Annotated in this window: 16 protein-coding genes; 1 reads left to right on the forward strand and 15 read right to left on the reverse strand. The window is 60.4% G+C overall.

Going from position 1 to position 20,083, the window contains the following annotated elements; all coding sequences use genetic code 11:
* Positions 1 to 45: 45 nt before the first annotated feature.
* Complete coding sequence (locus tag DVK03_RS18920) at positions 46 to 915, reverse strand: hypothetical protein (protein WP_115803940.1); 870 nt, start codon at positions 913 to 915, stop codon at positions 46 to 48.
* Positions 916 to 1,175: 260 nt separating this feature from the next.
* Complete coding sequence (locus DVK03_RS18925) at positions 1,176 to 2,096, reverse strand: transcription initiation factor IIB family protein (protein WP_115803939.1); 921 nt, start codon at positions 2,094 to 2,096, stop codon at positions 1,176 to 1,178.
* 171 nt (positions 2,097 to 2,267) lie between these two features.
* Here DVK03_RS18925 and DVK03_RS18930 point away from each other — a divergent pair, with 171 nt between their 5' ends.
* On the forward strand, positions 2,268 to 2,822 hold the full coding sequence (locus DVK03_RS18930) for a hypothetical protein (RefSeq protein ID WP_121593842.1): 555 nt from the start codon (positions 2,268 to 2,270) through the stop codon (positions 2,820 to 2,822).
* A 101-nt stretch (positions 2,823 to 2,923) separates the two neighbouring features.
* Here the strand turns inward: DVK03_RS18930 and DVK03_RS18935 are convergent, their stop codons facing one another.
* From DVK03_RS18935 to DVK03_RS19000, 13 genes are all read right to left on the reverse strand, one after another.
* A complete protein-coding gene (locus DVK03_RS18935) occupies positions 2,924 to 4,156 on the reverse strand; it encodes a hypothetical protein (RefSeq protein WP_115803937.1) in 1,233 nt (410 codons plus the stop codon).
* Positions 4,157 to 4,326: 170 nt separating this feature from the next.
* Positions 4,327 to 5,187, reverse strand: a complete 861-nt coding sequence (locus DVK03_RS18940) for a DNA-binding protein (protein WP_115803983.1) — start codon at positions 5,185 to 5,187, stop codon at positions 4,327 to 4,329.
* Between the two features lie 588 nt (positions 5,188 to 5,775).
* Positions 5,776 to 6,069, reverse strand: coding sequence for a HalOD1 output domain-containing protein (locus DVK03_RS18950; RefSeq protein ID WP_115803936.1), 294 nt, complete (start codon positions 6,067 to 6,069; stop codon positions 5,776 to 5,778).
* 84 nt (positions 6,070 to 6,153) lie between these two features.
* Positions 6,154 to 6,483: a hypothetical protein gene (locus DVK03_RS18955; protein ID WP_115803935.1), complete on the reverse strand. Its 330-nt coding sequence runs from the start codon at positions 6,481 to 6,483 to the stop codon at positions 6,154 to 6,156.
* 6 nt (positions 6,484 to 6,489) lie between these two features.
* Complete coding sequence (locus tag DVK03_RS18960; RefSeq protein ID WP_115803982.1) at positions 6,490 to 6,840, reverse strand: hypothetical protein; 351 nt, start codon at positions 6,838 to 6,840, stop codon at positions 6,490 to 6,492.
* Between the two features lie 153 nt (positions 6,841 to 6,993).
* The gene (locus DVK03_RS18965; protein ID WP_115803934.1) at positions 6,994 to 7,320 is read right to left on the reverse strand and encodes a hypothetical protein; all 327 of its coding nucleotides are present in this window, start codon (positions 7,318 to 7,320) and stop codon (positions 6,994 to 6,996) included.
* On the reverse strand, positions 7,320 to 7,610 hold the full coding sequence (locus tag DVK03_RS18970) for a hypothetical protein (RefSeq protein ID WP_115803981.1): 291 nt from the start codon (positions 7,608 to 7,610) through the stop codon (positions 7,320 to 7,322). The genes DVK03_RS18965 and DVK03_RS18970 overlap by 1 nt, the downstream gene beginning before the upstream one ends.
* 595 nt (positions 7,611 to 8,205) lie before the next feature.
* On the reverse strand, positions 8,206 to 9,522 hold the full coding sequence (locus DVK03_RS18975) for a rhomboid family intramembrane serine protease (RefSeq protein WP_121593843.1): 1,317 nt from the start codon (positions 9,520 to 9,522) through the stop codon (positions 8,206 to 8,208).
* 341 nt (positions 9,523 to 9,863) lie between these two features.
* Positions 9,864 to 10,511 carry a hypothetical protein gene (locus DVK03_RS18980; protein ID WP_199717510.1) on the reverse strand — a complete coding sequence of 216 codons (648 nt, stop codon included), beginning with the start codon at positions 10,509 to 10,511 and terminating at the stop codon, positions 9,864 to 9,866.
* A 58-nt stretch (positions 10,512 to 10,569) separates the two neighbouring features.
* The gene (locus DVK03_RS18985; RefSeq protein WP_115803933.1) at positions 10,570 to 12,585 is read right to left on the reverse strand and encodes a hypothetical protein; all 2,016 of its coding nucleotides are present in this window, start codon (positions 12,583 to 12,585) and stop codon (positions 10,570 to 10,572) included.
* A 39-nt stretch (positions 12,586 to 12,624) separates the two neighbouring features.
* Positions 12,625 to 16,995 (reverse strand): type IV secretory system conjugative DNA transfer family protein, encoded by a 4,371-nt coding sequence (locus tag DVK03_RS18990; RefSeq protein ID WP_115803932.1) that lies wholly within the window; start codon positions 16,993 to 16,995, stop codon positions 12,625 to 12,627.
* Positions 16,988 to 19,072: a VirB4 family type IV secretion system protein gene (locus tag DVK03_RS18995; protein ID WP_115803931.1), complete on the reverse strand. Its 2,085-nt coding sequence runs from the start codon at positions 19,070 to 19,072 to the stop codon at positions 16,988 to 16,990. Before DVK03_RS18995 ends, DVK03_RS18990 begins: the two co-directional genes overlap by 8 nt.
* A complete protein-coding gene (locus tag DVK03_RS19000) occupies positions 19,069 to 20,082 on the reverse strand; it encodes a hypothetical protein (RefSeq protein WP_115803930.1) in 1,014 nt (337 codons plus the stop codon). The genes DVK03_RS18995 and DVK03_RS19000 overlap by 4 nt, the downstream gene beginning before the upstream one ends.
* Position 20,083 lies beyond the last annotated feature (1 nt).

Below are 20,083 nucleotides of genomic sequence, written 5' to 3' on the forward strand. Positions count from 1 at the left end.
TATCTCTATCGGAGACTGTTGGTTAATCGGTGAGGTTCCTCTGCCCTATTCGGGAGCAGGCCCGTAGCGACCTGTGCCACACACCTGGCACTCCCAGATTGGGTGGCCTGTCCAGGTCTCGTCAGGGAGCGACTCGCGTGTCCTGAACCGATGTTCTGTTTCTCTCGTACAGTGCTGGCACTCGAGGGCTGTCACGGTCGGAATTTCGGCTCCGGTACTGGTGGATTCCGTTTCACGAGGAACTGTTTCAACAGCGACTGCTGGGACGATCCACAGCTGGTCGCCGTCGTCGAGAGCGTGCTCGAGGGATGACTCATCACGAATTCCCTGGCCACGCTCGTCATAGACGCGTGGGATATCCGTCTGAGAACCATCGCTCCTCTCGTCCCACGCTGTCCGCTCACGGGCCGCTGATAGCAACGCCTCACCGGTCGCTGAGGTCACCTCGGCGGCCGCGGGGAGCGTAGGCCAGCGTTCGGTTAACTGGGGTGCGGGCTCGTCGTCGAGATCGTAGATGAGCGTACAGTCGTCGATCGGCTCGTCGCGACCTGACGTAAGAAGTGTCGCTGCAGCTGCACCTTTCGCGACAGCACCATAGAACGTCCCCGATTCGACGAGTAAGTGGATCACACCACGGAGTGTTTGCTCGGAACTCGCAGCATCCGACGCTGACGCGGCGTCGAGTTCGTGTTCGAGACAGAACCGGCATTTTCGTTGCGACGCCGGAATTGATGCGCCACAGGAGACACAGGCTCGGTCTGTGTCGGTTGTTCCATCCGGATACCCACCCGAATGCGCGGCTTCACGCTGGCGGCTTGGCTGGCCGTCTGCTGGCTGATCCAGTGCTGGGTCCGGCACCAGAGCGCCTTCCCCGACGGGTTGGAACGCCTCTCGGTCTGAGTTGTGGTCAGTCATCGATTCGCTCCGCGTTTCCCCCGGTTTGGTATTTAAACTCAAGGGTGAGAAAACGCGGGGACAGATTCGGCGATGACGGGATAAATCCGGGCCGAGACGGGGTCAGTCACGGAGCTCAGCGACCGCTCGACCGACCTCACGAACGTGCTCACTCCGCTCGATATCGAGTTCTGTCGACAGATACTCGACAGTCTCTTCGAGGTCCATACTCCTTGGTAGGTTCTCTGCCTGTATGTAGGTACTCCTCTACTGGAGGCGTCTCAGATCGCTTGGAGTTCGTCCCGCCGGCTTCGGAGCGTCACGACTGACACCTCCGCTGCCGACGCGACGGTGGATTGGGTAATCAACGCGCCCTGCTCTTGGGCAGCCAGATAGACGCAGGCAGCCGCGACGCCCGATGGTTGACAGCCGTTCGTGAGGGCTGTCCCTTCGGCGTGTTCTGCGAGTTCGTTCGCGCGTCGGCGAATGTCTTGGTCTAATCCCAGCTCCGAGATCAGCCGCGGAACGAACGACGTCGGGCGCATTGGTGGTGTCGGCAGTTCCAATTCGCGATTCAGTGTTCGGTAGGCGTTGGTCACACGAGTGGACTCGACTCGGGCGGCGTCGACGACATCCTCGAGGAGAAGCGGGTGTTGGTTACATCGGCCGGTACCGTAGATGCTCGCTGCACCGATGGCTTCGATGGATCTGCCGCGAAGCAGATCCTCACTCTGAGCGCTTCGGAAGAGCTGGCACGCCTGGTCACGAATCGACTCGGAGAGCTCGAGCGCACTCGACAGCCGGCGCACCTCGCCCAACCCGTGTGCGAGATTCCGTTCCGCTTTGGACCGCCAGCGACCGCGGGTCTGCTCACGTCGCATCCGGGCCAGCCGTCGGCGTTTCTGGCCTGAGAGTTCGTTCCCGTGCGCATCGGTTTCGTGGCCGATCTCGGTCGAGAGGCCTCGATCGTGACGGGCTGCAGTGAGTGGTGCGCCTGTTCGCTCGCGCTCGTCTGCATCGTACGCCCGCCACTCCGGCCCGCGATCGATACGTTGCTCTTCAATAACGAGCCCACAGTTCTCGCAGACTGTTTCCTTCACGTTGGTAATGACGTGTCCATCGCACTCGGGACACTGGTTTGCGCTCGACTCCGTTTGGACGTCTTCGTCGAAGCCAGTATCGTAGATGTCTCTGGTTGCCATCGTTCTCACCGTGTTCAGGAAATCGCCAGTACGGCGAATCCCTCACCCATCGAGGGGATAACAGAAACCAATCCTCACATCGGCCGTGGGAAAATCTGAAACGAAGTCAGATCTATTTCCGATATTCTCCACGGAAGAACATTGAAGTGGAATGTAGTCGAATTCATCGCTATGCTTGACATATATGGATTACTGAAGTGGTCATACGGTTTCGAGCGACGTCACCACATTCTTGTGGGTGCTGCAGGCATCGGTGGGATTGATCTTTACCTGGCGAACCTCAACGGAAGCGTCCATCCGCTACTCGCCTTCCTCGCCATTCTCTCACCGTTCGTCGCACTAATCGCACTCGCTAAGTCGTCCGTTGATGAGATAAAAACGCTGTCAGCTTGGGCGTTCCTCGCATTATTTGGGGGTGGAGCAATCAAGCTGTTCGTCCATCCCTATATTGCACCTGGTATGACGCTTGACCAGTTTACCGCAACGAGCCCAGTGGGAATGGGGATTACAGTAGTAACCGCCGTTGCCATGGTGACCCTGATTGAAGCAGTGATGGTGTTCTTTGGTAAGAAAATATACTACCGCAAGACGGGTGGCTCCGGTGGTTCCTCAGGCACGCCCGAAGAACGAGTGCTCACCGAGGAAGAGTATGAGGACTTTGAACCAATTGAGGCCACCAAGAGGATAATCAACCGAATTTCGTCTATCTCTCTCAGCGGATTGTAACCTGTCGAATCTTGACCTCGATTCAGTAATTGTACTCCGACGCGGCGAAATACAGCATCAGTCAGGTGACTTTCTTTTTAATTGATTGAGGGGGAACGGCCTCAGTCATCGGTCAAAATCTCGCGTAGACCAGGAGTCATGATGGTAGCTGCGATACCCGAAAGGGTCAAATCCTGGGTGAAGTAGTAGGACAAACCGACCATGAGACTCCCAATTACGGACTGTTGTGCTCCTCTGGGCAGCCCGTTGAACCAAGCACGAACCGGTCCAGTCCCCAGGATTGACTGAACCAACATCGCAGGAATCTCGAACGCCAGTTCGGTTGAGAACGCATCGGCATTCGGCGTCGCGGCTTCCATCGTCGCATCAGCAGGCCCTGTCGACGGAACCGTCGATCCCGATGCCTCCAATGACTCCGCCTCAACTGTGGTCGTAGAAGCCTCAGCAAAACGTGATCTTCCAGTGACCGGAGAACTTTCTACTCTTCCGGCGACAGCAGCGGCATTGATTGCTGGCTGAATTGAAGCAAGATCAGCGAGAATAGGCTCTGGAACCTGAATGCCAGTCATCGCATCCGACAAAGCTCCTGAGATCGCCGAGTTCACGATGGACTGCTGCAACTGGAGATGCTTCGTCATATCCGGAAGACTGGCAGCTACTAGTGACGAAACCATACGCTCTTGGCGAGCGATCATCGGCTCCGCGATACTCGCGATCATACTCGCTTGCTGAGCAGCGATGGGTTCCGTGATATTGGCGAGAATACTCGCCTGACTCGCGGCGAACGGTTCCAAGATATTCTTCTGAAACTCCCCGATCCTACTGGCAGCTAATATCGACTCTGTAGGAAACGTGAAGCTATCTGCTATCTCCTCACCGATCTCCGCAAAGTCCACCGCTGGTGGTGGTGTTGATCCCTCTGGAGGTTCTCCCACTGGCTCTTCGTCCACGTTATGCTCTAGGTAGACCGCACCAACGTACTCCCGTAGCAGGTCTTCGATGGGTTCCTCCTCATCGTCATCCAGTTCTTCAGTAACTTCCTGCTCAAGCGAGAAGAACGCTCGACCAGGTGTCGACGCTTTCACTGCGACTTCCTCCGGGGGCTTCTCAAAAATCAACCGGTAGACTGTAACAGCCTCTCTGATGCGTTCCTCAGGGCGATTCAGCTCATCAGACACAGCGTCAATATCCTCTGATTCCCGATAGAGTTCGCCGGCCTCACGGATGGATTTGACCCACTCGAAGGAAACCTGCTCCCGGCGCTCCCTTCGCCGTTCCTCAATTGCTTCCATGAACTCGTCAAAATCAAGTTTCTCAGCCTCTTCCCCTGCCATTCTTAGAAAGCAATTAGAAATACGGGACTATCAAGGCCCCGCTGAAACCCCGGTAATCGAGGTTGTGGCTGCGCGCGCAGCGACCGCAGGGAGCGAGCACGGAGCGGTGGGTGGGGCGGCGGGGCTTGGGCCGGTCCGGCACACATCAAAAAAGAGGGTGCTCAGCCCTCCTATTCTTCCCACCAGCGGCGGTCGCGCTCTGGGAAGACGATCATACTGTCGTAGGTCACGGCGAGTGAGCACCGTCCCTCGTACCAGTTCTTCTTGACCGCTCGCATCCGGACGGTATCACCTTCCTGGACGAAGGCGGGCTCGCTGGCCTTCCACGACGTGAACTTGATTTTCCCGGTATCGTCCGCGACCAAGCCCACTTGAGCGATCTTCGGGCTGGAAGCATCCCAGAGCTGGACGACTTCTCCTTCGATGCTCACCTCGTCGGTCTGCACGTCCGGGACGTCCTCGATCGGGCAGATGGCGCCGGGGGCCGACTTGAGCGCGTCCATCGTGTCGAATACTGCTTCGGTGATGTCCTGTCCCTGGGCGACCCGCTTTGCGAGTGCCCGCGAGACGGCCGCCCGACTGTGACCGGTGCGAAGCCGCTGTGCCATCCGGTCTGCTTCCTGGTTCACCTTCGCCAGCTCCATCCGGGAGAGGCGTTCGCGCGGATCCGTCCGTTCGGGGGTGCGTTCCTCCCGCTTGCGCCGGCGCCGTTCGGTGACGACCTCGCGAGTCCGCTTCGCCCGACCCTCTTGGGTGCCCAGTTCCGCCTGGGCGCTGATGTGCTCTAGTTCGGCCTCCCGGGCACGAATCTTCTCTTCCTGCGCGAGGGGCAGGTGTGAGAAGTCCTGGACGATGCCGTCTGGGTGGTTGGAATCAACCTTCGCCTGCGTTTCCTGCTGGACCGTCGCCCGGAACTCCGGCTTGTCGTCGACGACCTCGAAGCCGTCCTCGTCGACGCCGGCCTCTTCGGTTCGTTCGAATGCCTGTTCATCCACCGTAACGACCTTGCGACTCGAGTTGTTACTAGACATTGGGTACTCACCGTACCTGTGAAGGCGCTCGCGCGCCGCCACCGCGATGTCCCAGCATCGCGGTTTTCCGACGACGTCGACGTCCAATAGCACCGACTGCGCGCTCTCGCTCGCGCCTTCGCGAGCGCCCTACCGGGCGCGAGCGAGAGCGCGCCCAAGTGCGGCGACCCCAACCAGCACCGCGCGCCGACCCGCCCGGAGCGAGCGGCCAGCGCATTCCCCGTTTCGCCCGCGACGCAACCACGTCCGTCGCGGGTCGGAGAGTCCCGGAAGCCTCCGGAAGTCCGGGACCGAAACGGGAGAAGCGCTGGCGCCGAGGGCACATACACTTTAGCCCGGCAGCCCGCCCGCTACTGCAGGCAGGCAGCCCGGAATGGTCGGTCGCGAGCGACGCGGAGGGCGGCAGCGGCGAGCGGGGCGGGCCGTGACGTACACACCTGTCCAGCCGGCTGCGACACTCGGCGATCCAGCTACCGTCCTGGCGGACTCAGAAAGGGCGAGGCCGTCTCGGGCGTCCCCCGACCCCGCAAGCACCGCAGGGACGAGGAGCGCAGCGGTGGTCGCGGGATGCCGAGCGGCCGAGGGCTTTCAGGGAACGTCGCTGTCGCCGAATTCGATCGCGCTATTGGTCCGGTCCCCAGCTGGCTCGTCGAGAAGGACATCGACGCCGTCCTGGCTGACGGCGAGATGGATCCCCTCTACAGTGAACCGGACCTCGACATCGCCGGCTGAGGAGGCGAGAAGCTGTTCGAGTGCCTCGACGTCGACGGCGTCGTGGAGCTGATACGACTCACTCGCCAACCCGTGGGCTTTCAACGTCTCGACGATTTCAACGAGTAGATCAGGGGATGTATCTGAGTCTCGGGGGGTGGAGGGAGCCATTGTGGCCTCGGCGGGTACATAGGACGAATAGGAGTTAAAAATGGGGACTCGACGGACCGTCACTACGGGCTTTCAACCGGTCCCTCAGCCGTCGTCCTGTGCGTTTAGCTCCTGGAGGAACCAACTGGCGGCGGTCCCGATCCGAACGCCGTCGACGTTGCGCATCTCAAGGCCGTTCGTGGCGGTCCGAAACGGCTCGTCGTCGACGAGGATGCGGTGGATGACTGTCCGGACTGACTCCGGTCCGTACCTGTCGACGAGCGCCGCGACCGCCGTATCGAAATGCGCATCCTCGTGCTCGGCTCGCGGGTTCTGCGCCCGGTGGATCACGAGGTCGACCACATCGTCGACCGATGCGTGGTCGGGGTTCCCGGTTTGCTCACGAACGTCATAGTTGGACTCTGTATCAGGCATTGCGAGTTACTCCGTGGCGTCGTCCGTATCGGTCCTCGCCGGGTCGGTTGCTCGTTGCTGGCGGATTGCAGCCAGCGTCTCCTCAAGCGTACCCACACTCTCGATCGACGCGAGCTCGTCGGTAATCTCGTCGATGAGTGTGGCTCGCTCGACGGCAGTCTCGTCGCCGGCGGTCGTGTCGATCGATGTGACGCGAAGCGCCCGCGTTTCGTGCCAGCCACAGTCCCAACAGTCTCGCGCCACCTCGATCTGCTCGTCCTCGTCCGCTGCGAGGACGGCGTCGGACAGCGACGTCGAAAGCGGCCGGTCCGGTCCGACCTCGAGGGTGACAGGGGACCCGCACGCGGGGCAGTCCATAGTCATCCCGAGGAGCGCCCGTCTGTTGAAGATAGCGGAGCGACGGGACAGCGACACAACCAGCGCTGCTGAGGCCGTGGAGTGGGACAGATACGGGCAACTGTGGACCCCCCCTGGTCGCCGTTCAACTCGTGTCGACGGCCGCTCGGCGGATCACTCAGGGATGATGTGCGCGTCGAGGTCGCGCGTCCAGTACGTTGCTGGCCCGCCTGGACTACACCGCGCACAGACTTGTATCGGGCCTTCGAGATGGCCGAGTTCGATCCGAAACCGTGTGAGCGCTGCGAGCGCGTCGACGACGAGGCCACAGCTGTCACAGGCGTAGTGATCACGCTCGTCGGGATCCGGCGTCTCCTGAACCGCACAGTCGACGCAAATCGGGTGACTGACTCGCTCTTCTTTCCCCCACGTGTAGGCGATCCCGGTCTCTGTCCCGGGTGGCGCCTCGCAGAAGGCACAGCCGGCCAGCGTCTGCTGCATCATTCGTCCCCCTCACTGGCGTCGCGGGCGGCCGTCCAGCCCGTGTGGAAGACGGCGAGCTGCTGCATCGATTCGAACGCTGTGTAGCTGGGTTCGTGAACGAGAAGCCGCTGGTCGACGACTGGTGTGACCGTCCCGGCATCGAGTAGCTCTCGAACCAGCTGGCGGGCTGTCTCGTCGTCGAGATCCGCCGTCGATGGTGACCGCGCATCCCGATCCTGAGCGAGCAATTCCGCTTCGAACCGTTCGTGATCGTCTGCCGTATCGTCGTATCTATCCGGACCAGACATACGAATCAGGGGCAGCGCACGAACCGCCCCGCACCCCATTCTGGGGCAGAAAAAACAGTTCCCACAGCCAGCAACTCCCTGTCACTACGTCGACCTGCTCCCTCACCCTCCACGCCCCACGCCATCGTCCGGGTGGCAGCCTACTCTCGCTTGGCCTGCGGCCTGGCACCTTGGCCCCGTTGGCCGCGAACTCAACTTTGGGCGGCCACCCCCACCACATATCGGTTGATTTTCCTGCTGTCTAGTGGCCGAATTCGCCTCCAAATCGCAAGACAGCGATACCTGACACCAGATTTCGTGGGCTGTCCGGGAACTCCCTCGTTAGTGAGTCTGGTGTCTAGTGTTGTCGTCCTGCGATATATGGACTCAGCACGAGTCCTGCCATACCGGGTGTCTAGGACAGCCCGGGGCTGGTGTCAGGCTACCCAGTCGGTCGATAGGAGTGAACTGACTCGTTGATCTGTTCTAAAAATCCAGAATTAGCGTGGCGCATACAGAGGATTCATCTTGTACAGAGGCTTCGGGAGGATCCGGTTGTTCGGATTAGTCATGCGGCTGACTCCAGTCCCACAATACTTCCCGACGAAGATCTCGGCTATAGGTCACAGCCACTCAACTCAAACCATCCGACAGCAGCCCCTATCAAGAATCCCGACGTGTGACCTCCGTTGATCCATCGAGGCTCGAAATACGGCCCGGTGAACGGATCTACAAGCACTGAGACTAAGGCTACGAATCCGATGAAAATGGCGAACATCTCTACCAAGTCTAAGCCGTCATGCTTCCGAGGAAGGTGGGTGAGTGAGTAGCCAGCGAGAGCGTAGATGATCCCGCTGGTTCCGTAGAAGGCCAACTGCTGATCCGAGAATGTACCAAGCACCGCCGCACCAGCCAGTATCGTAGCATACCCGGTCAGTACGAGAAAGACTGTGTAACGTTTCCGAGTCCAGTGTCTCTCAATAGGCAGCCCTACGACTGTCAGGCCAACAAGGCTGGCAGCAAAATGTAGAATCCCCTTGTGTAGTACAGGGGAGAGAGGCCATGCGATCCACGGGTATACACCGAAGACACCTGTAGCGAAAATCTGGACAGTTCCGAGGCCTCGGAAAGCTGTGACAACGATCTCGATTAGGAAGACTGCCGCCAGCAAGATCATCAACAGGTAAGTGATCGTTGAGTCCGACTCCTTGTACTGCTGGAAACAGGTTTTCAACGCGGAGATGCCAACGCTCTCATCACTTTCTTCCGAGGAAAGGCCCAGTATTGAGGTAATACGTTGAAACACGGAAGGCTGCTCATCTTCCTCTCGCAGCATCACCCGGTCGATATCTTCCTCCAAGAACAACATTGACTCTCCACCCGCCCACTCGTAGTCTTCCTCCTCTAAACTGTATCTGTAAGGTTGCTCGATCCTGACTTCCTTGGGCTTGCCTGCGCGACTCCATTCGACCACGTCCCCGGTATATAGTTCATCATCGCTCGTTTTGATACGGATTGACCGAGCACCCTTCATGAAGTTCTCCCACGGCTGGCGAGGATTGTACTTGATATGCGCCGTTGACTGGATACTGCGTCGAAGTCGACCAGGAAGGTCTGCCAAAATCCCTACAGCGTAGACGACTCCAACCACGACGGATAGCCCGAGAATTATGAGAATCAAGTCGGCACGGAAGAACGGTGTGAAGAAGAGGGAGCGTAGCGCCTCAAATGACTCTATCGGGCCTTCGAGACTCTGGTATGCTTCGAGGAAGAGCGAGTCGATGACGACGCTGGATACTAGACTCCAAATCAAAAGAACGGACTGAGAGATGTCATTTTCAATGGCTGCCAAACTTACAGCAGTCATCACAGCCACGAACCCGGGCGCAATCAGAACGACGTAGAATATGATATCGCTAGGAAGTAGAGCCATAATGTCGGTTTATTATTCAGAGCTGTCAGAGCCGGAATCGCCGTCAGAACCGTTTGAACCATCGGAGCTGCCCGATTGACGAACGCTGCGAGGGATACTTTCTCCCTCCGCACTAGGTGCTGAGTCGCCTGATGGCTCCTTACTACCACTCTTCTCTACCTTTTGAGAACTATTGCTATCCTTTTGGGCAGCGTTCGCTCGTGGATTCTTTTCTCCTGATAGTTCTGCGGAGTCCTTGCTGCTGGAGTCACTGCTTGAACTGTCTCCCGAATTCGAATCGTCTCCCATACGGCACAGTTACCAACTAAACCGCTAAAATAATTCCCTTCGCTATACGATGGTTATCCAATAGGTCTCGGTTCAGGGAGAACAAACCGGAGATCAACATCGCTGTTTTCCGCCAGCTCTCGCAGATTTCTCTCTGCATCGCTGTCCGAGTTACGTCGGAGTAGATCGTAGTTGGAGAAGACCACACAGCGTCGGTCGACGCCGTCGGGTAGTTGTCCCAGTCGGACGATATCGTCGGCAATATCTCTGTACTTACTCTTGTCGTCGTCTGGTCTGTACCGTAGGTAGTTGGTGTTCTTGACGTACTTGAACTCGACAGCAGCAACTAGATCTGATGGGTCAAATTCCTGTGTCCCGTTGTCGACTGTGATTGTGAGACCGTCAGAGAACACTCCAAGGTCAAGTCGCTCAGTGGCACCGAATGGAAAAGCTGGGCCTCCAATCTCACATTGGGCACGGTCAATCTCTTCGGTAGCGCTGTACCGACTTGTGTAGGCCTCATGGTCAGGAATCGACCCTTGGGCCTTCGAAGATTCTTCGACCGAGACCGCTTCCACGGAAGCCGGCGACAGTTCAGAACACATTCTGGACCGGACGTCTTCCGCCAAACTTCGTTCGTCGCTGTAGTTCGCCGGTTGCTCTAGGAAACACTCTGCTGTCGTATCGATCGCGGTATCAAGCACCCTGCGAACCCGACTCATTGCTGCTTAACTCTGCTAACACAACTACTTATAAAAGATATTTCAAACTGAATGGATTCTATTCACCGGACGAAATGAACCGCTTTGCCCTGTCCAGAGGGGACTGGTCCTTATCCTGATCTTCTTGCTTCGGCTCTTGCTCAAACTCACGTCCTTCGAGAGCAGTTTCCAGACGATCGCGTTCAGAGCGAACGGTGGCAAGTTCTGATCGAAGTTGGTTGACCTCCGTTTCAAGTTCCTTGATTCGCTCCGATTTCTCCTCCAGTTCGGACTCGAGACGCTTGACCTTCGCTGTCAACAGCCGGTTCTTTTCGCGGAGGTGTGCCCGGTCCAAGTCACCAAGTTGCTCGTCGTCCGGGAGGGCATCAGGGGCCGACTCTGATTCGTCGTCAACTGCGTCCTCCTCGGGCGTGACTCGTTCTCGCCCGTGGTTCAGGCCCGCGTCTTCGATGGCTTCCAGCGTCTCGTTGTAGGTTTCGTACCCGGGGAACCCCTCGTAGGTTCCATCCTCACCCTCCCGATCGACGAACGCGTCTTCGGGACAGATCTCGAGCGCGACAGCTGCTTTCCGAACGGCCCAGAACGGCATCTGGTCGTAGGTCCCGCCGTCGACGCGGTCCGATCCGGCCTCTGGAACCCACACCGGAATGTCGTAGCCGGCGCTCCGCAGTTCGTCGACGGCAGCCCAGTAGTCCTCCCCATCGAGGTCCGCATCGGCGGCGGAGATAATCCCCGTCGCGAGCGCCATCAGCTTCGCCGGCCCGCCCCCGGCGTTAACCTTCGAATCGCCGAAGGTATTGGCCTGCTCGTCGACGAAACAGGATTGCCCGCTCTCACTGTGGCGCCAGCACGGGTCGAACTGCGGCCGCGGCTGGTTCGGATCCGTATCGTAGGCATCGCTCGCGTAGTGACGGGCAATCTCGGTGATGTCGATATCCTCGACAGCCTCGTAGACGTCCTCTTTGAACGGCGTAACGGGACGGCCTTCGAGGGTACCGTCGAGTTCTGCCATTCGCTCTTCGCGTCGCTGGAGCGCTGCCTCACGCTGTCGCTGGCGCTCCCGTTCCCGCTCACGCTCCGCTTCCACCCATTCCTCCAGCGTGGCCTGCCAGCCCCCGTGGTCCTCGTACAGGTCCGACCAGAGCGTCGCGACAAGCGAGTCGACGCAGTCCGTGTGCTCGACTCGCGTGAGGTCATCGGCCCAACTGACCGCCTGCTCGAGGAGTGCGTCGTCGACACCCTCGAACGGACGGAGTTCGTAGCGGACGTTGTCGGTCGCGATGGGCGTGACGACGGCATCGTGGTCGGCGTGGATCGAGAGTGGCGGCTTGTACTGGCGGTTCTTGTTGTTCACCCAATCGGGCTGAATGACGTCGCCGGCGCCGTCGACGCGCTCGTTCACGCGGGCCTCTGCCTTCTGGAGCCATGCGTTCGAGCGGTCGAGGAACTCGTTGAACACCCGTTCGAGCGCATCCGGATCGTCATTGAAGTGGTCCGCAATTGGTAGTGTGGCCTCCGGGGCCCCAAAGACGTACGCGCCCCCGACGGAGTCCAGCGCATACACCGCCTTCCGCGTGCCGTAGAGCGTTGCATACTCGTCGATGTAGGCGTCGAGGGTACGCTCGACGAGGGCACGCGTCTCGCCATCCAGGTCGCCTCGCTGCGGCTTGATGTCGTCGGCGAGGTCAATATCGCCCCAGGTGGGAACTGCCCGGAGGTCGGCATACCCGGGGGTTGGGGGCTCATCCTGCCAAACGGTCGTCCCCTCAGACTCGTCGTAGCGACAGGGTTCCCACTGTTGGAAGGCGGTCGGTGTCTTGTAGGTGGTGACGGCATAGAGGGTCCGGTCGAGGCGGTCGTGAATCTCGTCGTAGTCACGATCGAGGCGGGCAACCCGTCCGCGCTGCGGATACCCGGCCTTAATCGCCTCGACGTCGTCGTGGTCGCGTTTGATGTACCATCCGACGAAGTCGTTCAACCCGATGGTTGGATAGTTCTTGACGGTCGCCAGCGCCTCGTAGATGGGTTTAGCACGACGGTAGTGCTCGCGGATGGCTGCCTCGGAGAGCGTCATTTCGTGTGCTCCTGCACCTCCTGAGCGGGAGCGAAACGACTACGCACTGGCATCATTCGGTTCCTCCTGGTCGCCGGCGTCGTCCAGCTCGATTCCGACGTAACAGCGTCGCGTCTGACCGTCCAACCACTTCTTGTCACGCTCGAACGCAACGTGGTCGCGAAGCGTACGTGTGAACCGGTTTTTTGGCTTCACCTCGTACTCCTCGGCCGTCGCATATTGCTCGTACGCATCGTAGACCTCAGCGACCGCGACGACCCCGTCGCTGGATTCAACGATGCTATCGCGGACGAATGCTTGGATGCCGAACGGATCGTTCTCGTGGTCTTCCTGCTTCATAGATTGCTTATCGGCAGGTTCGTCTGGCTCCACACCTGCCAGATGGAGTTCATTGTTTTCGATCGCCTCAATGAGCCCAGCAAGGTCTTTGGTCGCGTCAGAGTCTCGAGTGTAGAGCTCGAGATTCTGCTCATCCTCGATGACACCTATCGCATACGAATCATCCGTGTACTCCGGAACGGGTAGGTCGGTACTGGGCACGAACGGGCGCTTGACAGGTACCCAATCCGCTTCGAACGCCTCACGTGACTCGTAGGACTCGGGCAGTTCTCCCGGCCTAAAGACGGTGTATGACTCGCTCTCGGCGTCGTAGCTGTACGTCGCCGGGAACTGATCTTTCGACACAGCGTCGAAGGAGTCGATCCGGGCGTGCTGGTCTCCGGCACTATCCTCGAGGACGAACGCACCGTCCCGCTCGAACCAGCGGGTGTGGCGACTACCACCAGTGGCCGGTCGGACGGCCGTCACTCCATCCGCGGCTCGCGCACCACCGTTGAATGTGACGTTGTGGTTCATCGTATACAGCCGTGTTTCCCCGGAGGAGAGCTGATTTCGCGGCTCGCTGAGGATTTTCGCAAGCCGGTCGGCAATCTCGTCAGCCGGCTGATCGTCGTGGTCTGCGACGACGAACAGCGGGATTCGCTCCTGTTCCTGGGCCTTCCGGAGGTTCGTGAGGACCTTCGCCGGCCGGACGTGGGTGGTGGTTTCGACCTCCACCTGGAGCTCCCGGTCGAGATCCGGATGCGTCGCGATGGCATCGGGGCGGGACTCCCCGTTCTGATCGAGGACCTCCACGGAGAACCCCGCAGTTGCGAGGGATTGCTCGACCGTTTCAAGGACTGCATCGTGGTGCTCGCCCCCGCCGGTCGGTGACGTCGACGTGTCGGGCGCGGCTGCTTGCTCACCCTCGTCTGTGAGCCGACACTGCACCGACGAACCACCGTCCGGGAGATCGACCTCGATGAGCGAGGACGCCTCCCTCACTTCTGGTAGTGTCTCGTAGCCCTGCGCCTCGATGGTGTCTTCCTCGATACGCGAGAGCAGTTCCTCATCGACGTCCTCGACGGAGACCCAGCCGTTCGTCTCACGTACGTCGTTCGACAGCTGGACGGCGCGAATCGCACGGACCATCGCGACTTCCAGCGGCAGATCGTCGGCGTTTTCCAGAGCGACGTCAGTCGCAGCGTCACGGCTCTCCACGGTCGTCCCGCCGGCGACTCCGTACTCCTCGCGGGTATGCTCGTGGACGGCGTCCAAGGCGTCTTGGAATCGCTCTTCTTGCGTCCCGGTCAGTGGCTGCTCGCTATCGGGATGACCGGGTGGAATCGGAAGGGGTTCGATACTGAACGGGTCGGGGCCGGTTTCGCCGAACTCTGGGCTCGGGAGCTGTGCGATCCACTCGCCACGCGGGAGGGAACTGATCCGATTCTTGAACTCGACGGGATCCATTGCCTCGTGTGAGAGTGCCTCGGCGATGTCGGCGTCGACGGCGATCTTCCCGACGAGCGGACTGCCGATGTTGTTCAGGACGTTCAGGTAGACCTCGCGGTTGCCGGCCTCCTTCATCTGCTCAGGGAACTGCGTCACGAGTTCGATGGATAGCCGGAACTCCCGCCCCTTTTCGAGCAGCGTCGTCAGCGTATCAGAGACGACGACCGACGACGCTTCGTCGATGAGCAGGTTCGCCACGTAGTCGTCTGGCTTGCGGGCCAGCTCGTCGCCGTCGCGACGCTTGACAGCATCGTAGAGCTGCGTCAGAATGACGCCGGTCATCACACGGGCGGCCTCGTCGCGGAGATCGCCGAGGTCGAAGATGACTACTTTGTCCTCGTCGAGGAGGTCGCGGAAGTCGAACTGTGACTCGGTATTGTTGAAGATCCGCCGGAGATGGGCGTCCTGCGTGATGTAGTCCATCCGGTTGCTGATGCCGCTCACGACGTTCGAGAACGTCGCCGGGTTCGAGCGCAGGTGTCGCTCCAGTTTCTCGGCGACCTGCGGGTCGCTGGCTCGCGGTGCATCTTCGGGTGTCGAATCTGGTGGCCCGGCGGCGTGGAACTGGGTCACCGCCTGCTCAAACTGGTCGTGGGTGAAGTAGTTTGTATCTTGCCGGAAGTGTCCGTTTTCGAGACCGTACTCCTCGTCGTACATCGCCTTGATGAGGTACTTGATGAGCGTCGGCGAGGCGATGGCGTCCTCGTACCGCTCCGGCCCCATCACGAGCTTGATGAGCTCCTCGTAGTGGTCGGCCTTGTCCTGAATCGCGTCGACGCGTCGGACGCCGTCCTCCAATGCCGGCGTGATGTCGAAGAACGCGAAGCCAGGCAGGATGTCGGGCACCGAGAAGTGGAGGACGTTCTCCTCGAGGTCGTCGGTGCCGAAGCGCTTCGCGTGAGCCCGCATATAGTTCTCGGGGAAATTCCCGCCCTTGGAGTCGATGATGAACACTGGCCCGTTCGTCTGGTCGTACAGCGAGAGGGCGTCGTTTTCAAGCGCGACCGATTTGCCGGCGCCGCTCTTCGCGAACCGGCCGACGTGGAACGGAAGTAGATGCGGGGGAATCCGCATCGGCTCCGACGTGGGCGTACCGTCTTCCCCAAGACCGCGGCCGATCGCCATCCCGGCGTCCGTGAACGCATCCATGTGGTCCTGCGCCGGGAGTGGCAGGGGCGTCCGGCTCTCGGGTTCGGCGTCGGACCCCCGCCCGCCCTCGGTCGTGAGGTCAGTTGCCGGCGGAACGACCACGAAGTTCGCCAACTCAGCCGGCCCGAGGACGAGATCGGGGCGGGTCTTCCGCCAGTCGCTCTTGGTAGCCAACGTAGCGTTGAGTACCCGGTCGGCGTGCTTCTTGGCTCGCCGCCCCTTTCGAAGCCCACGGCGGATGCGCTTCGGTCGGAGCCGATAGTGCGGCCCGTTCAGGTGATCGAATACCGACCCGATATCATCGAGACGATGGTCAACCCGCTCTCGTTGTCGGTCGGAGGTCACGAGCGAAAGTGCCCGCATATTCACCGTGAACGTGTGCTGTGGCTCCTTCTCGTCGATAGCCTCGACCCGCTCTCGCCCACCGATGTCGAGATACCGACGCTGTCGCCCGGTGTTCGACGGACTCTGTGGTTCGTTCTCTGTGTTTCCGAGGAGTTCTCCGAAGAACCAGTCGACGACCCGGTCTTCGCCTTCACGGAGCTTCCGCTGGCGCTCTCGTGCCTCGTGCGTCCAGTCCGATTTCCGCTGAAAGAGTACCTGGAACGCGATCGGGTGTTCGGCCCGGGTCAGCTGATCGATGAGTGACGCGAGCGGGGCCCGAGCGTGATCGTCATCGTCGTCTTCCGTATTCGTGAATTGGGGTAGTGTCGTCATCCAGTCTTCCCGCCGGGTAGCCTGCCCGTGCCAACTGATTCCGAGTGGGGTCGTCTCATCGACGGTCGGTTGCGTATGAGCCGGCTGGTGATCGGCATCGAGTTCGGAGTCGGACGGACCAGCCGCTGTGGACTCGTCACTCGAATCGGCCTCGAACAAGACTTCGTCCTCGTCCTGCGACATAGTGCTCTCCGACAGCACACTTCCGCCATCACCGACCGGTTCCTGCCCCGTCGAATCGAAGAGAGTCACGGGCTCTGAATCCGAATTCGGGTCTCCGGAGAATTCCTCAGCTGTCCTGGGGTTCATTCCGTGGCTATCGTCACCTCCGGCACTGTGGTCCTGAGACGGGTCTGCTGTCGATGGGAGTAGCTTCGTTTCCAAGTCAAGGGTGACCCGCTCGAACGTGACGGTCGGAGGATACAGCGTCCGGAGGCGTTCTTCGAAGGCATCTAACCGACGGTCGGCCCCGTAATAGAACTCGACCGGCTCGTCTGCCCCCTCACTCACTGCGAGGAACTCGAACACCGGTGGCGGATCGCCGAAGGGACCGATACTTGCGAGAAGTCCGTCGTTGCCAGCGTCAAGGCCGTGGAGGCCGGCCAGTTGACGGACTACGGTCTCCGGCGCGAGATCGCTCCGGGAGGGAGTGATCCGGATGTACTCGTCGCCGTTAGCCACTGACGGGATTTCTGACGGGGTCTGTTCAGTCATCCTCCTGAGTGGTAGTGCTAGTTGGTTCACCGCCGTCGGCACGCGTTCCGGCGGGTCGGCTATCTGGATTCGTCACGTTCGTGGCCAGTTCGGGTTCAAGCTCGGCCACGTCCGCAGCGCCGCCGTCGATGACGTGGGCCTCGTAGTCGCTCGCCCGAATTCGGAGTGGGAACCAGCCCTCCTGGTCGATGCCGACGAGCGCCTCAGAGTAGCCGTCCTCGTCCTCTCCGGCCTTCGCGGAGGTGACCCAGTTCACCTGCCGCTGGCTGAGGTCGAACCACTTGGCGATCTTCTCTTTCTCCTCGTTGACGCGGTGCAGGACAGTCAGCGAACAGAGGTTCGCGATGGTGCGTGCCTCCGGCGTCAGCGCGAATTCACCCCCCGTTTGCGTGATGAATTCGAGGCTCAGATCGAAATGACGGCTGTGCCGGACGGCCGTCTCCAGGAAGTCCAACGAGACGGCGTCATTCATCAGGTAGTGCGCCTCGTCGATACAGAAGACGACGCGCTTGTCGGTCTGCTTGACCCGCTCGTAGACACTGTTGAACAGCACCTGCATCATCAGGCTGGTCTCCGCCCGGCCACGGGTGCCCTCCTCCTGGTGTAGATCGAGGTAGATGACCTTCGAATCGAGGTCGAACTCGGAGGGGCGAGCGAGGTTCTCGAGTTCACCACCCTCGCGGAACGACGGGCGGAGATCCTTGAGTAGCGACTGGGCATCAGACTGGACGGCTTCCTGCTCCCCATCCGTGACGTACCCGTACTCCTCGGGGTCTTCGACCATCTCTTCGAGGACCGTGATGACGTCGTGGATGGTGGGCGAGTCCCGGGTATGCGTCTCCGGGTCGCGGGTGATTCCGCGCTTCTCGTAGGCTTCCTGGACGGCCCGCCGGAGCGTCTGGTTGCGCTCGCCGAGTGGATGGTCTGCGACGTGTTCGAAGAACGTCGCGAAGAAGGTCATCACCCAGTTGATCTGTTCGCCCCACGGGTCGATGTCGTCGACCTCCTGCAGGACGTGGTCGGGCGTCGGTTTGATTTCCAGCGGGTTCAGCCCCCGCCGGCCACCGACCGTGATGCGCTCGCCATCGAGTGCCTCGTTGACGCCGGCGAATCCCCGCATCGGGTCGAGCATAATGACGACCGTATCCTCGTCGAACATCGCCCGCCGCACCAACCGGAGCTTGGTCGCGAACGATTTGCCCGCGCCGAGTCGGCCGATAACCATCATACAGTAGCCGGTTTGCCGCTTGAAGCGGTCGAGGATGAGTGGACTCGAATTCAGCGCGTACGTCCCGTATTCGATGCCGGGTTCCGCAAACGCACCGGAAACGAAGGGGAACATCGCGCCGACTGCCCCGCCGAGCATCGGCGTCTTGCTGTCGAGCGTCTCGTTGAACTGATCCAGGGCGATCGGGCTCGCTGAGGTGAACGTCTTCAGCTGTGACCACCGGGGCGTCACCGGCGTCAGATTCGCAGGCGCTTGTCGGGCTGTCGTCGACACCGACTCGGCGTCGATGTTCTCGCGATCGTTGCCCCTGACCGTGAGATACATCGAGACGTCGAACGCCTGCATCGTCGTGTTCCGAAGGACGTCGTACATCTCCTGGTGGTCCTCGAGGTCTTTCTCGACGCCCCGGGCGCTCGCACGATGCTTCTCGGTCAGGTACTCGTAGTCGGCTTCGAGGTCCTCGATCTTGTTCTCCAGCGAATCCAACGTCTCTCGCGTATCACGAGGATCGATGTGGATGCTGACATCCGTCTGCTGGGTCTCGGCGGCCGCGTACAGTTTTTCGAGGAAGCCATCCATCGGCGCATCGGGATATTCACCGACCCACAGACTCTGCGCCCACTGGGTGTCAGTCCGGAGGGCGCTTGGCGTTCGCTCGATACTCGACGGCGAGACGACGGTCTGATGGATCTCGGGGATGCCGTCGACTGCCTCACCGTCGGCCTCGTAGTCCACGGTAAACTGTGATTCAGCATCTTCCCCCTCTTCGTCGGGGGCCTCGTCTGCCGTGGCCTCGTCGTCGGTTTCCGAACTATCCGAGCTGGTGAACGGAAGCAGGTTTCCAATCATGACTTGTTGATGACGGGGGACGTTCGAAGCACCTGTTCGGGGTCGCCGTACTCGATTTCCGTGCCGGTCCAGTATTCCGCGATGAGGCGGGTGAGTTCGGCCGCATCAACGGGGCGCGTGTCACACCCCTCGATGCCGCGGAGGCCGCGCTCGACCCGCCGGCGCCGCTCGTCCAGTTCCTCGAGCATCGCGGCTCGCTCTTCCTCCTCCGGCGGCGCCGTGACAATCTGGATGAGGATGCCCAGTACAGGAATCCCAGCGAGCTTTTCGAGGAGGCTGGCCCGTTCGTATCGGACCTCCTCAGGTCGCACTGGAATCAGGACGTAGTGGTCGCGAATGGTCATCTGACGCTGCGCCAGCTCCCGGTCGTACCAGTCGACGTAGTGCTCGATGAGCGCCTGGAGTTTCTCGTTCGATTTGACGTCCGGGTCGCTCAACCGGTCTTCGTACCGCCCGACGTACTCGTCGGCGGGGAACGCCTGCGTCGTCGAGTAAATCTGGATCGGGAACTCGACGGTCGTATTGACGAAGTCCTGGAAGGCCTCCGCCTTCTGGGCCCACTCCTCGTCGGTCGCGAGCGCCATTGTCGGTGGCGACACCTGAACGGCTCCGACAAGGGCCCGATCCGTCCGCTCGATGGCGTTGTGTCGCGGGTAGACGCGCTCGACGTGGGTGTACTCCTTCGCTTCCTCGTGGGCGATCTCTGTCTCGCTGCGATGGAAGCTCACGAACAGGCCGAGCCAGTCGAGACTGTTGGTGTAGCCTGGCGTGAGGTAGACGAACAGCCCACCGAAGGCGATCGCAATCGCTGCGAGTGGGATCGTGAGGGCGGACACCGGAATGCCGCGAACGGTGAGTGACGGTGGGATAACGACCTGCGTCACCAAGACTACCAGTACGCCGGGAAGCCCCGCGACGGCGAGGTCCGTCAGCGAGTACTTTCCGAGGAACTGAGTGTCGGTACCGAGCGACTTCGGAATTCGTTTTGCGGGGTCAGTTGCGGAGCTCATA

The organism is Haloferax sp. Atlit-109R (assembly GCF_003665865.1).
Taxonomy (GTDB): Archaea; Halobacteriota; Halobacteria; order Halobacteriales; family Haloferacaceae; genus Haloferax; species Haloferax volcanii.

Coding starts and splice junctions, on each gene's coding strand:
- DVK03_RS18985 (WP_115803933.1), bottom strand. CDS start 12,585: ATGACGCTCTCCGAGGCAGCCATCCGCGAGCACTACCGTCGTGCTAAA.
- DVK03_RS18960 (WP_115803982.1), bottom strand. CDS start 6,840: ATGGACTGCCCCGCGTGCGGGTCCCCTGTCACCCTCGAGGTCGGACCG.
- DVK03_RS18955 (WP_115803935.1), bottom strand. CDS start 6,483: ATGCCTGATACAGAGTCCAACTATGACGTTCGTGAGCAAACCGGGAAC.
- DVK03_RS18970 (WP_115803981.1), bottom strand. CDS start 7,610: ATGTCTGGTCCGGATAGATACGACGATACGGCAGACGATCACGAACGG.
- DVK03_RS18930 (WP_121593842.1), top strand. CDS start 2,268: ATGCTTGACATATATGGATTACTGAAGTGGTCATACGGTTTCGAGCGA.
- DVK03_RS19000 (WP_115803930.1), bottom strand. CDS start 20,082: ATGAGCTCCGCAACTGACCCCGCAAAACGAATTCCGAAGTCGCTCGGT.
- DVK03_RS18965 (WP_115803934.1), bottom strand. CDS start 7,320: ATGCAGCAGACGCTGGCCGGCTGTGCCTTCTGCGAGGCGCCACCCGGG.
- DVK03_RS18940 (WP_115803983.1), bottom strand. CDS start 5,187: ATGTCTAGTAACAACTCGAGTCGCAAGGTCGTTACGGTGGATGAACAG.
- DVK03_RS18950 (WP_115803936.1), bottom strand. CDS start 6,069: ATGGCTCCCTCCACCCCCCGAGACTCAGATACATCCCCTGATCTACTC.
- DVK03_RS18920 (WP_115803940.1), bottom strand. CDS start 915: ATGACTGACCACAACTCAGACCGAGAGGCGTTCCAACCCGTCGGGGAA.
- DVK03_RS18990 (WP_115803932.1), bottom strand. CDS start 16,995: ATGACTGAACAGACCCCGTCAGAAATCCCGTCAGTGGCTAACGGCGAC.
- DVK03_RS18975 (WP_121593843.1), bottom strand. CDS start 9,522: ATGGCTCTACTTCCTAGCGATATCATATTCTACGTCGTTCTGATTGCG.
- DVK03_RS18925 (WP_115803939.1), bottom strand. CDS start 2,096: ATGGCAACCAGAGACATCTACGATACTGGCTTCGACGAAGACGTCCAA.
- DVK03_RS18995 (WP_115803931.1), bottom strand. CDS start 19,072: ATGATTGGAAACCTGCTTCCGTTCACCAGCTCGGATAGTTCGGAAACC.
- DVK03_RS18980 (WP_199717510.1), bottom strand. CDS start 10,511: ATGAGTCGGGTTCGCAGGGTGCTTGATACCGCGATCGATACGACAGCA.
- DVK03_RS18935 (WP_115803937.1), bottom strand. CDS start 4,156: ATGGCAGGGGAAGAGGCTGAGAAACTTGATTTTGACGAGTTCATGGAA.